Below are 13,042 nucleotides of genomic sequence, written 5' to 3'. Positions count from 1 at the left end.
TCCGGCTTATTTGGACCACTCCCAGGGCCGGGTATATGCGCCCAGCACTTTCGAGACATCGTCTTCCGAAGATCCGTTCGCGTCAAGCTGCGCGACAAGGCCACGCTTTTTATCGTCGATCACCAGAACAACCCGCGCAGCAAGACCCGCAGCGTCAAGAGCACCGTTGTAGATGCGGGTGATGGCGTGTTTGCGCAGGTCCGGCTTGAAAACCTTGCCGACGGCAGTTTTCGGCAACTCGTCAAGAATGGTTATATGCTTGGGTTGTGCGGCTCGCTCATGCACGTGAACTTTGCAATATTCCAGCAGCTCATTTTCAGTGACCGACGCCCCATCAACCAATTCGACAAAGGCGCAGGGCACTTCGCCCGAATGCGCGTCCGGCTGACCGATCGCTCCTGCGAAGGCAACTGCATTGTGACCCAGCAGCGCCTCTTCGATTTCGGCAGGATCGATATTGTGACCACCGCGAATGATCAGGTCCTTGGCGCGACCGGTGATCCAAAGGTAGCCGTCTTCGTCAAACCGCCCCAGGTCGCCTGTACGCAGGTATTTGTCAAAGTGATAAAGACCAATGTTCTTTTCGGCCTCTGTATACGTGTTGCCTGCATACACACCGGGATTCGAGATGCAGATCTCACCAATCTGATCAGTGCCGCACTCTGTCGGCCCATCCGGCCCGTCCAGCAGGATTTTGACATCCGTATAGGGGAACGGAATACCGATCGAACCGATCTTTTTCTCGCCATCCACAGGGTTGCACGAGACCAGACAGGTGGCCTCGGTCAGGCCGTAGCCTTCGACGATGGTGACGCCCGTCGCCTCTTCAAAGCGGCGGAACAACTCCACCGGCAGTGGCGCCGAACCCGAAAAGGCGGTTTTCACACTTGAGATATCTGCGTCCACCGGGCGTTGCATCTTGGCTGATATGGCGGTTGGAACAGTGATGATAAAGCTCACTTTCCAGCGCTCGATCAGCTTCCAGAAATTGTCGAACACACCGTCACCGCGATAACCTGCAGGTGTCGGGAAAATCACATGTGCACCCGACGACACGGCTGCCATCACGATAACATGCACGGCAAAGACGTGGAACATCGGCAGCGGGCACATGATGACGTCATTCTCATCAAACAACAGCGTGTTGCCCAGCCAGCCATTGTAGATCAGACCCGAGTATTTATGCTGCGCCACCTTGGGCATCCCGGTGGTCCCACCGGTGTGGAAATAACAAGCAACGCGATCTTCATTGCTGTCCTCGAATGTCAGCGTCGTCGGTTGCTTGGCAAGTTCCTTGTTGAAGTTCTTGTAATCCGCGTGCGCCAGCTTTTCCTTTTCGCCCATCTTGGGGCGCAGGAAGGGAACCAGCCACGACTTGGGCGGCGTCAGGTACCGGTTCAGGTCGATTTCCAGAATGGTGTTGACCTTGGGCGCGTGGCGCACCGCCTCTTCTACCTTTTGGGCAACATCTGTTTTCGGGAAAGACTTTAGTGTAACAACCACTTTGGCGCCTGTCTCGCGCAGGATCGCCGCAATCTGCTCGGGCTCCAGCAACGGATTGATCGGGTTCACGATTCCCGCAACTGCACCGCCCATCATTGTAATCAGTGTTTCGTTACAGTTTGGCAGTACATAGGCCACCACGTCATTTTCACCGACACCCAGCGAGCGGAACAGGTTTGCCGCCTGATTGACCTTGCCCAGAAGTTCCGACCAAGTCAGGGTCTCAGCCTTGTCCGTGGGCCCGGACAGTAGCTGAAAACTGATGGCGTTGTGGTTGGGAAATCTCTCTGCCGTGCGCGACAGGAGCTGATGGAAGGTGACAGGCAAATCCCGATCCTCCCACGACATTTCCTGTTCCATGCGCGTTTTGTCTTCCAATCCCACAAAGGCCATGTGGTTCCTCCCGTTTTTCTCCCGTGTTTTTGCACGAGCTTGTTGTTCGCATCCAAGATGGAAGCAAAACAAACCTCGCGCAAGCGAGGCCTTAGCTTTGAAAGAGAGTAAACTGTAGAATGACGCTACGGCGAATTCACAAATGCCCGAGCGTCACTCCTATTCTGCTGCTACGCCATCGGTGAACTGCAACCGTGCGAGGCGCGCATATAGCCCATCCTGGGACACCAGATCATCATGGCTGCCCTGCGCCACGATACGGCCCTCTTCCAGAACGACAATGCGGTCGGCTTTCTTTACGGTGGCCAATCTGTGCGCAACAATCAGGGTCGTGCGGCCGGCACGCATCTGATCCACTGCGCCCTGCACTGCACGTTCACTTTCCGCATCAAGGGCCGAGGTCGCCTCGTCCAGCAGCAGCACAGGTGCGTCGCGCAATATTGCGCGGGCGATTGCGATACGCTGCTTTTGCCCACCCGACAGCATGACACCGCGTTCGCCGACAAAACTGTCATACCCATCGGGCAATGCGGCAATGAAATCATGTGCGATGGCGGCACGGGCTGCGGCTTCTACTTCGGCATCCGTTGCGTCCAGACGACCGAAACGAATGTTTTCGCGGGCTGAGGCGGCAAAGATCACTGGATCCTGCGGCACCAATGACATGTACTTTCGGAAATCTGTGCGATCCAGTTCCCGCAGATCATGGCAATCCAACATCACCCGGCCCGAATTTGGGTCATAGAACCGTTGAATCAATTGAATGATCGTTGTCTTACCCGCCCCTGACGGTCCGACAAAGGCAACGGTCTCGCCCGGGTTTACCTGAAGCGACAAGTGATCCAGCGCGATTGTATCGGGGCGCGCTGGATAGCGAAAACTTACATCTTCGAACCGAATCTCCCCTCGGACGTCCTTTGGCAAAGGAGCGGGTTTGGCCGGGTCCGAAACCGAATCTTCGGCATTCAGCAACTCGACAAGTCGCTCGGTGGCTCCGGCGGCGCGCTGAAGCTCGCTCCAAATCTCGGACAGGGCCGCGACTGAACCCGCCATGATGATCGAGTAGATCACGAATTGAATCAGAACGCCCTCGGTCATCACACCGTTGCGTACGTCATTTGCACCCATCCACAGAACGCCAACGATGCCTGAAAATACCAGAAATATCACAATCACCGTTAGCACCGCGCGCGTCTGAATCCGACGCAGTGAAACGGTATAGGACATCTCGGTCATCTCATCAAATTGCTGCCGGCTGGCCTGTTCGTGGGTAAATGCCTGCACGGTCTGTACCGCCCCCAATGCCTCGCCCGCGTTTCCGGATGACGCAGCGATCCAATCCTGGTTTTCACGGCTGATCACGCGCAAACGCCGACCCAGAATCAATATCGGCACCACCACCACGGGGATAAGCAGCAAGACAAGCCCGGTCAGCTTGGCCGAGGTCAACAGCATCAGAACCAGCCCGCCGATAAACATCAGCATATTGCGCAGCGCGATGGAAACGGATGAGCCAAGAACCGATTGGATGAGTGTCGTGTCGGTGGTGATCCTGCTCAACACTTCACCGGTCATGATGCGTTCGTAGAATTCGGGGCTCATGCCGATCACACGATCAAATACAGCCTTGCGGATGTCAGCAACCACACGTTCCCCCAACCGTGTGACCAACGCATATCTGATACCGGTTCCCGCAGCCAGAACAGCGGCAATGCCCAACGCTGCCAAAAAGTACCAGTCCAGCAATTCACCGTCCTGAATGCGGAAATTGTCGACGACGCGCCGCACGGCCAATGGCAGGGTCAGCGTCATGCTGGCCGTCAGGATCAGCGCCATTGTCGCCCCGATCATCAATAGCCTGTAAGGCTTCATGAAGGGCCAAAGCGACCCCAGCACCCCGATTTTCCTTGAGCGGGCCCGCTCTTCGCTAGCGCCAGGAGCCGCTGATTGTGCTGGTTTATTGGCGGTCTGTCTTGCCATGTCCGGCCCTTGTGAATTGAACGCTACAAAGTGAACGCTTTCTTGGCCCCAGCCGCCGTTCTGGTCAAGCATTCCTGCCAAAAACAGACAGCCATAAGGGCCATTTGACGCAGAAATTAGTGGGGATTGGAGCGGGTAGACGGAATCGAACCGACATAGCCTGCTTGGAAGGCAGGGGCTTTACCATTAAGCTATACCCGCAAATGGTTTGCGCTGGTTAAGTCATGCGCCGGGGCGCGTCAAGCGGGAAGTGTGAAAATTTGCACGACCAAAACCGTGATATTTCCCGGTGGAAGTACGGCCTTCAATCGTGACTGCGGAATATCCGCGTCGAGGAGAAAAACCGCTCAAGTTCCTCGATGCGCTCCTTGCTTTCTTCCCACCGTGCCTCTTGCACTTCAGCGATCAGGGTCTCCGATATCAGCTGCAATGCTATTGTTGAATCCCAGCTAGATGGCGCCTCGACCAGTGCGTGAAAGGTGTAATTGGCGGTCTTGCCTATCGGTGATCCCCATTGGTCGGTGAACAGGATAACCGTCACGCCGCGGCTTGATGCGACCTGCGCCAATTTCTCGAGATAGGCCTCGTATCGGCGGATATCAAAAATCACCAGAACCGAGGTTTCATCCATATCAAGCAGGTACTGCGGCCAAACGTTTGCCGAATTGCCCAGCATCGTCACATTGGGTCGAATAATCTGCATGTGATTGAACAGATAGTCCGCATTTGAACGCGTGATACGCCCGCCCACGACGTAAAGATGGCGATCCGTATTTGCCAGAAGCTGGGCAACGGTGTCGAACATCTCTTTGTCCAGACGTTCCAGCGTGTGGCGCATATTTGTCCAAACAGCCTGCGCAAACCGCGTTGTGGGATGCTCCGCCGCGTCATCCACAACCCAGGCATCCCGTTTCGAGATCGGCTTTTTGATCTGTGCCGCCACCTCTTCTCGCAGGGCGTCCTGCAGGGCGGGAAAACCGTCGAAACCCAGCTTGCGTGCCATACGTATGACCGTCGGGGTCGAGACCTGCGCAGCAGCTGCCAGCTTGGTGATCGATTGCAAGCCGGTCATTGGATAATCCTGCAAAAGTACCGAGGCCAGCTGCCGTTCTGACCGTGTCAGATCGTCAAGCTCTTCCTGTATCCGCTGTTTGACAAGTTTCGCAACGGTGGCCATCGGCACCTTCATTTCTCAAATTTTTTACAGGATATGATTGTTTGTAATTTTGTCTACAGTAATTTTCTTGACAGGTCTGAGGTTGCTGTAACAAATGCTTCTTATGCACCACGATTCCGAGACACCAATGCTACTTCCAACCGAAGCTCCGGCAGCCCGCGCGCAGAATGCCAACGGCCGGGCGCAGTGCGTTTTGGTATGCGAACATGCTAGCCGATTCATCCCAGCGTCATTGAACGGATTGGGCCTGACTGAGGACGCAGCATTGTCTCATGCAGCATGGGATATTGGCGCATTGGCGCTTTCGGTCGAATTGATGAAGGCTTTGGACGCGCCGCTGGTTCATTCCTGCATCAGCCGACTTGTTTACGACTGCAACCGCTCGCCTGAACGTGCAGATGCTATGCCGCAGGTAAGCGAAGTGTTTTCCATTCCCGGCAATGAGAACCTGACAGACACCCAACGCGCCCAAAGAATCCACGAGGTTTATGAGCCGTTCAAACAGCTTTTGTCGTCCACTCTGGACGCGCAGGACCGGCCGCCTGTCGTTGTCACGATGCACAGTTTCACGCCCGTCTACAACGGAAAGACACGATCAGTCGAACTGGGCATTCTTCATGACGAAGATGACAGGGCGGCCCAACTTATGCTGCGCTGTGCCAAGGGCTCGGGTCTGAATGCCGCGTTGAACGAACCTTACTCTGCCACGGATGGCGTCACGCACACGTTGCAGGAACATGCGATCAGTCGGGGGCTTCCGAATGTCATGGTCGAGGTTCGAAACGATCTTATCGACACACCAACGGGAGTAGACCGCATCGCCGGGATTCTGACGCCGATCCTGCAAACGGTAATTGATGCGTATTCGCACACAGAGGCGAAACAATGAGAGTTGAGGTATCGAGATGAAGTTCTTGCGGGGCTACGTGGCGGTCATTGATCGAACGAACCGCTGGATCGGACGCGTCGTCATGTACGGCATTTTCGTCATGATGGGTATTCTGTTCTGGTCTTCGGTCTCGAAAACCTTTTTCGTACCGTCGCTCTGGACACTCGAGATGGCTCAGTTCGCCATGGTGGCCTACTATATGCTTGGTGGCCCTTATTCGATCCAGATGGGGTCAAACGTGCGAATGGACCTGCTTTATGGCGAATGGTCTCATCGCCGCAAGGCCTGGACGGATGCCTTCACAGTCGTATTCCTGATCATTTATCTGCTCATCTTGCTGTGGGGTGGATGGGACAGCCTGATGTATTCTTTCCAATATGGCGGTGAGCGCAGCGCGACGATCTGGCGGCCCTACCTGTGGCCGGTCAAGCTGATCATGGTTATCGGTATCTTCCTGATGCTGCTGCAAGCCGTGTCCGAATTGTTCAAGGATATCTTGCGCCTGTGCGGCGACGATATCCCGCGTGAGGTAATCTGATGTCATACGAGATGATTGCCTTGCTGATGTTCGCATCAATGATGCTAATGATGCTGACCGGCCAGCGCGTCTTTGGTGCAATCGGCTGTGTCGCTGTGGTTTCAGCCTTGTTCCTTTGGGGGGATAGGGGCGGTTACGATCTGGGTTTTGCCGCTGCGATCAAGGTCATGAAGTGGTACCCGCTGCTGACACTGCCCATGTTCATTTTCATGGGGTACATCCTTTCCGAAAGCCGGATCGCAGATGATCTTTACAAGATGTTCCATGTCTGGATGGGCGGCCTGTCCGGTGGTCTGGCTGTTGGAACCATCGGGCTGATGGTTCTGATCTCGGCAATGAACGGGTTGTCCGTTGCAGGTATGGCGATTGGTGCCACGATTGCCTTGCCGGAATTGCTGCGCCGGAACTATGACAAGCGCATGGTGACCGGCGTCATTCAGGCCGGATCATCCCTTGGGATTCTGGTGCCACCATCCGTTGTTCTGGTTCTTTATGCCATGATCGCGCGGCAACCCGTTGGCCAGCTATGGCTCGCCGGAGTGATACCCGGGCTAATGATGGCTACCATGTTCATAATCTACATTGTCATCCGCTGCCGCATCAATCCGTCGCTCGGCCCGGTCCTGCCCGCGGAAGACCGCGACATTCCGTTGCGAGAAAAGCTGCTGCTGTTGCAAGCCGGGTTGTTACCCTTGGGCATATTTATGGTGATGATGGTCCCTTTTGTTAACGGTTGGACATCATTGGTGGAATCCTCTGCCATCGGAGCCACCACGGCCATGCTGGCCGCCTTTCTGAAAGGACGGCTGACACGCACGGTTTTCGAGAATTCAATTCGGCACACATTGGGCATCTCGTGCATGTTCATGTGGATCATTCTGGCGGCTCTGGCTTTTGGCGCTGTCTTCGACGGGTTGGGTGCGGTCAAGGCAATCGAAAGCCTGTTCACCGAAAAACTGGGTCTTTCCCCGTGGATGATCCTGGTTCTCATGCAGCTCAGCTTTATCCTGATGGGCACGTTTCTGGACGATACGGCCATGCTGGTTATCGTCGCGCCGCTTTACGTTCCGCTGGTGGGTGCGCTTGGCTTTGATCTTATCTGGTACGGCGTACTTTATACGATCACCACGCAGATCGCTTATATGACGCCGCCATTCGGCTATAACCTGTTCCTGATGCGCGCGATGGCCCCCCCGGAAATATCGCTGCGCGATATCTACAGTTCGATCGTTCCATTTGTTCTGGTGATGGTCTGCGCCTTGGCCATAATCATCATCTTTCCTGAAATCGCGCTTTGGCTGCCGAATTATGTCTATGGAAATTAAGTCACAAGACCCCGGCAAGGGGCGAAGTTCAGCAAGACTAAACAGAGGAGAAAAGACAATGACTACAAGACGCAGATTTCTAAGCTCCGCCGGTCTGGCGGGGGCCGCCACACTGGCCTCTCCTGCGATCGTCAAAGCGCAATCCGCCATCAAGTGGCGGTTCCAGACCTATGCCGGTGGCGCATTGGGCGAGCATGTGACCAAGCCAGCCATCGATTACATCAACGCCAATGCCAATGGCGAGCTTGAGATCGAACTGTTCTATGCGGACCAGATCGTTCCGACAGGTGAACTGTTCCAGGCTCTGCAACGCGGCACGATTGACGGTGTGCATTCGGACGACGATTCCATGGCATCGCCTACTCCGCTGCGTCAATTCGGTGGCTATTTCCCCTTCGCGACCAAGCATATTCTGGATGTTCCGGTGCTGTTCAACCAGTACGGTCTGGCTGATATCTGGCGCTCGGAATATGAGAAGGTTGGTGTGACGTGGCTGTCGGCAGCGGGTCAGGACCCCTGCAACTTCAACACCAAAAAGGAAATCAAAAGCCTTGGCGACCTGGATGGGCTGAAGCTCTATACCTTCCCGACGGCCGGGCGTTTTCTTGCCAAGTTTGGCGTTGTACCGGTCAATATCCCCTACGAAGACGCGGAAGTGGCGGTGCAAACCGGTGAGTTGGACGGAATGGCCTGGTCGGGCATCACTGAAGACTACACCGTTGGCTGGGCCAATGTGACCGACTACTTCCTGACCAACAACATCTCGGGCGCGTGGATTGGGTCCTGGTTTGCAAACCAGGAACGCTGGGCCGAGCTGCCCGACCACCTGAAATCGGTTGTGATGGCGGGCGTCGAAGCAGGCCACACCTATCGTAACCAGTGGTACTGGGGCGGTGAAGCGGCCTTGCGCGCAAAAGGTGACAAGCTACAGCTGCGTCAGGTTCCGGCAGCGGAATGGAAAGAAGTGGAAAATGCCGCTATCGAATTCTGGGACGAGGTCGCACAGGAAGGCGAAATTCACCAGAAGATCGTTGGTATCTTCCGTGAGTATAACTCGGTCATTAACCAGGCCGGTGCCCCTTACACCTTCGATTGATATCAAAACAGGGGCGCTGTCATTCGGCGCCCCTACTCAACGCATGAGGTTTGTTTCATGACCGCAACTCTGACTTTCGAAACCCTGAAATCGCTTGTCGCAGACGGCGCGATCGACACAGTATTGGTTTGCATGGTTGACATGCAGGGTCGTTTGATGGGCAAGCGTTTTCATGCAGGTCATTTTGTGGCTGGCGCGTGGGAAGAGACACATTGCTGTAACTACTTGCTGGCCACGGACCTCGAGATGGCGACGCCGGATGGGTATGCCTCGACCAGCTGGGAGCGGGGTTATGGCGACTATGTGATGAAGCCAGACCTTAGCACATTGCGCCCGGTGCCCTGGCTGGAAGGCACCGCGATGGTCATGTGCGATATGCTGGATCACCACAACCATGAGGAAGTGCCACATGCGCCGCGTTCGATCCTGAAGAAACAGGTGAACCGCCTGAAGGCGATGGGGTATGAGGCGATGTGCGCCACCGAACTGGAATTCTTCCTGTTCGCGAAAAGTTTTGATGCAATCCGAAAGGAAGGGTTCCGCGATCTGGAGCCGATCTCGGGCTATAACGAAGATTATCACATTCTTCAGACCACCAAGGAAGAGCATGTGATGCGCCCGATCCGCAACCACCTGTGGGATGCGGGCATCCCGGTCGAGAACACCAAAGGTGAGGCCGAGGCCGGGCAGGAAGAACTGAACATCAAATACGCACCAGCGATGGACACGGCAGAGTATCACTCGATCGCCAAGAACGCGGTGAAAGAAATCGCCTGGCAGCAGGGTCATGCGGCGACCTTCCTGCCGAAATGGCATCATGAAAGGGTTGGTAGCTCGTCTCATGTGCATCAGTCGCTATGGGCGGATGGCAAACCTGCCTTCTATGATGCCGGGGATGAGCTGGGCATGTCGGCGCTGATGAAAAGCTATATGGCCGGTCTGCTGAAATACGCCGCTGATTACACGTATTTCATGGCACCGTACATCAACAGCTACAAGCGGTTCATGAAGGGCACCTTTGCACCGACACGGATCATTTGGTCTGTAGACAACCGTACGGCCGGGTACCGCCTGTGCGGGGATGGCACCAAGGCGATACGGGTCGAGTGCCGTATTCCCGGGTCGGACATGAACCCCTATCTGGCGATTGCAGGGATGCTGGCGGCCGGGATCGCAGGGATCGAAGAAGGGCTGGAGTTGCAGCCGCCGACCAAGGGCGATGTCTATCAGGGCGAGACGGGAAAGATCCCGGGTACATTGAAGGATGCACGCAACGCTTTGCACGGATCACAGATGCTGCGCGCGGCGATGGGCGATGAGGTTGTCGATCACTATACCCGTGCGGCTGAGGTCGAAATCGAGGAATTCGAGCGCGTGGTAACCGATTGGGAAGTGGCCCGCGGGTTTGAGCGGGCTTGAGAGGGAGGAAGCGAGGGGCCAGCCCCTCGCGCACCCCGGGATATTTATGGCCAGATGAAGCAGGGATCCTGCTCTCTTTAGAGATGGAGTAACTATGGGGCAGATGTTGCAATGTGTCTCGCCGATCGATGGATCGGTTTATGCGGAACGCGAGGTGCTGTCGCGGGAGGCTGCGTTTGAGGTCGCGGCGCGGGCGCGGGCGGCGCAGGGAGCCTGGGCAGCGCGACCGTTGCAGGAGCGGATTGATCTGGTGATGGCGGGCGTCGCGGCTGTCGGCGCGATGAATGATGAGATCGTTCCGGAACTGGCGCATATGATGGGTCGCCCGGTGCGCTATGGCGGCGAGTTTGGTGGCTTCAACGAACGTGCCAACCATATGGCAAAGATCGCCGAGACGTCACTGGCCGATATTGCCGTGGGTGAAGATGAAACCTTCAAACGCTATATCAAGCGTATTCCGCATGGGGTGGTCTTTGTGGTTGCCCCCTGGAACTATCCTTACATGACGGCGATCAACACGGTGGCGCCCGCGCTGATCGCGGGCAACACGGTTGTTCTGAAGCACGCAACCCAGACTTTGTTGGTTGGTGAGCGGATGGCGCAGGCGTTCCATTCGGCGGGGGTGCCCGAAGACGTGTTCCAGAATGTGTTCCTCAGCCACGACGTGACCAATGACCTCATCGCGGGTAACGCGTTCGACTTTGTGAACTTCACCGGTTCGGTCGGTGGCGGTCAGGCCATGGAGCGTGCGGCGGCGGGGACTTTTACGGGCGTGGGCACTGAACTGGGCGGCAAGGATCCGGGTTATGTCATGGACGACGCCGATCTGGACGCGGCGGTCGATACGTTGATCGACGGCGCGATGTTCAATTCGGGCCAGTGTTGCTGTGGGATCGAGCGGATTTACGTTCACGAAAGCCTGTATGATGACTTTGTCGCCAAGGCCGTTGAGATCGTGAAAGGCTACAAACTGGGCAATCCGCTGGACGCCGAAACAACCATTGGTCCGATGGCCAATGTGCGTTTCGCTGACGAGGTGCGCGCGCAGATTGCCGAAGCGGTTGAGGCCGGCGCGATCGCGCATATCGACCCCTTCCCCGAGGACGACGGCGGCGCATATCTCACGCCACAGATCCTGACCAACGTCACACATGACATGCGGGTGATGCGGGACGAAAGCTTTGGCCCGGTTGTGGGCATCATGAAAGTGTCCTCGGATGCCGAGGCCATCGCGCTGATGAACGACAGCGAGTTTGGTCTGACAGCCAGCCTTTGGACCCGCGATGTGGACCGCGCGGCGCGTGTGGGCGACCAGATCGAGACCGGCACCGTCTTCATGAACCGGGCCGACTATCTGGACCCTGGCCTGTGCTGGACCGGTTGCAAGAATACCGGGCGCGGCGGTGGTCTTTCGGTCATCGGCTATCACAATCTCACCCGTCCAAAATCATACCACCTGAAGAAGGTCACGGGCTAAGGACGACGGCCTGCTCGGGTCTGACCCCCTCGCCCGAGCAGGTCTCAAATCACAAAGGAAACCTGACATGTCACTTGTTGGAAACTGGTCCTATCCGACCGCAATCAAATTTGGTGCCGGGCGCATCAAGGAACTGCCCGCAGCCTGTGCCACAGCCGGGATGAAGAAACCCCTGTTGGTCACGGACAAGGGGTTGGCCGATCTGCCAATCACTGCGGCGACGCTGGATATCATGGAGGCGGCTGGTCTGGGCCGCGGTATATTCAGTGACGTGGACCCAAACCCGAATGAGAAAAACCTCGACGCAGGCGTTGCGGCATACAAGGCCGGTGGGCACGATGGTGTGATTGCCTTTGGCGGCGGCTCGGGGCTGGATCTGGGCAAGATGGTCGCCTTCATGTGCGGCCAGACGCGGCCCGTGTGGGACTTTGAGGATATCGGCGACTGGTGGACCCGTGCCGACGCGGATGCGATCGCGCCGATCATTGCGGTTCCGACGACTGCGGGGACCGGTTCCGAGGTTGGCCGCGCCAGCGTCATCACAAATTCCGAGACCCATGCCAAGAAGATCATTTTCCACCCCAAGGTGCTGCCGACGGTGGTGATCTGCGATCCTGAACTGACGGTTGGGATGCCCAAATTTATCACCGCAGGCACCGGTCTGGACGCCTTCGCGCATTGTGTCGAAGCCTATTCGAGCCCGCATTATCACCCGATGAGCCAAGGCATCGCACTGGAAGGTATGCGTTTGGTGAAAGAATATCTTCCGCGCGCCTACGCAGATGGCAGCGACATTGAGGCCCGCGCCCAGATGATGAGCGCTGCTGCCATGGGCGCAACTGCCTTCCAAAAAGGTCTTGGTGCGATCCACGCCATGAGCCACCCGGTCGGCGCGCACTTCAACACCCATCACGGCACCACCAATGCGGTCTGCATGCCCGCCGTCCTGGATTTCAATGCTCCCGCCATCGCAGATCGTTTCCAGCAGGCTGCCGCCTATCTGGGTATCAACGGAGGGTTCGATGGCTTCCGCGCCTTTGTGCAGGAATTCAACGACAGCCTCGGCATCCCGCGAAAGCTGGCAGACATTGGCGTTACCGAGACATCAATCCCAACGCTCGTCGAAGGCGCAATCATCGACCCGTCATGTGGCGGGAACCCGATTGAGTTGACCAAAGAAAACCTGACACAGCTGTTCAAAGCAGCGCTTTAATAATACTAGCGCCCGGCGGGGAACCTGCCGGG

At 56.5% G+C, this 13,042-nt stretch carries 10 protein-coding genes and 1 tRNA gene; 7 read left to right on the top strand and 4 right to left on the bottom strand.

Annotated features, from left to right (window positions below; translation table 11 throughout):
- Positions 1-6: 6 nt before the first annotated feature.
- The 4 genes from ACR0BF_RS06750 to ACR0BF_RS06735 form a co-directional block, all read right to left on the bottom strand.
- Positions 7-1,896 carry an acyl-CoA synthetase gene (locus ACR0BF_RS06750; RefSeq protein ID WP_480624548.1) on the bottom strand — a complete coding sequence of 630 codons (1,890 nt, stop codon included), beginning with the start codon at positions 1,894-1,896 and terminating at the stop codon, positions 7-9.
- 159 nt (positions 1,897-2,055) lie between these two features.
- The gene (locus ACR0BF_RS06745) at positions 2,056-3,876 is read right to left on the bottom strand and encodes an ABC transporter transmembrane domain-containing protein (protein WP_480624547.1); all 1,821 of its coding nucleotides are present in this window, start codon (positions 3,874-3,876) and stop codon (positions 2,056-2,058) included.
- A gap of 127 nt (positions 3,877-4,003) precedes the next feature.
- A tRNA-Gly gene (locus ACR0BF_RS06740) sits at positions 4,004-4,077 on the bottom strand.
- A 103-nt stretch (positions 4,078-4,180) separates the two neighbouring features.
- Complete coding sequence (locus ACR0BF_RS06735; RefSeq protein ID WP_480482048.1) at positions 4,181-5,053, bottom strand: MurR/RpiR family transcriptional regulator; 873 nt, start codon at positions 5,051-5,053, stop codon at positions 4,181-4,183.
- Between the two features lie 127 nt (positions 5,054-5,180).
- On the opposite strand from ACR0BF_RS06735, the gene ACR0BF_RS06730 reads away from it, so the two are divergent.
- The 7 genes from ACR0BF_RS06730 (at position 5,181) to ACR0BF_RS06700 (ending at position 13,010) form a co-directional block, all read left to right on the top strand.
- Positions 5,181-5,942: an N-formylglutamate amidohydrolase gene (locus ACR0BF_RS06730; RefSeq protein ID WP_480516130.1), complete on the top strand. Its 762-nt coding sequence runs from the start codon at positions 5,181-5,183 to the stop codon at positions 5,940-5,942.
- Between the two features lie 16 nt (positions 5,943-5,958).
- On the top strand, positions 5,959-6,480 hold the full coding sequence (locus tag ACR0BF_RS06725; protein WP_480475706.1) for a TRAP transporter small permease subunit: 522 nt from the start codon (positions 5,959-5,961) through the stop codon (positions 6,478-6,480).
- Entirely contained in the window at positions 6,480-7,805 is a 1,326-nt protein-coding gene (locus ACR0BF_RS06720) for a TRAP transporter large permease (RefSeq protein ID WP_480624546.1), read from the top strand. The genes ACR0BF_RS06725 and ACR0BF_RS06720 overlap by 1 nt, the downstream gene beginning before the upstream one ends.
- 58 nt (positions 7,806-7,863) lie before the next feature.
- Positions 7,864-8,901 (top strand): TRAP transporter substrate-binding protein, encoded by a 1,038-nt coding sequence (locus tag ACR0BF_RS06715; protein ID WP_480475702.1) that lies wholly within the window; start codon positions 7,864-7,866, stop codon positions 8,899-8,901.
- A 57-nt stretch (positions 8,902-8,958) separates the two neighbouring features.
- Positions 8,959-10,320: a glutamine synthetase family protein gene (locus ACR0BF_RS06710; protein ID WP_480624545.1), complete on the top strand. Its 1,362-nt coding sequence runs from the start codon at positions 8,959-8,961 to the stop codon at positions 10,318-10,320.
- A gap of 94 nt (positions 10,321-10,414) precedes the next feature.
- Entirely contained in the window at positions 10,415-11,797 is a 1,383-nt protein-coding gene (locus ACR0BF_RS06705; protein ID WP_480624544.1) for an aldehyde dehydrogenase family protein, read from the top strand.
- Between the two features lie 67 nt (positions 11,798-11,864).
- Positions 11,865-13,010, top strand: a complete 1,146-nt coding sequence (locus ACR0BF_RS06700) for an iron-containing alcohol dehydrogenase (protein WP_480516124.1) — start codon at positions 11,865-11,867, stop codon at positions 13,008-13,010.
- Positions 13,011-13,042 lie beyond the last annotated feature (32 nt).

It is taken from the genome of Ruegeria sp. AG7, assembly GCF_056541545.1.
The sequence above is the reverse complement of the archived record's forward strand: the minus strand, read 5'-3'. Positions and strand labels throughout refer to the sequence as shown.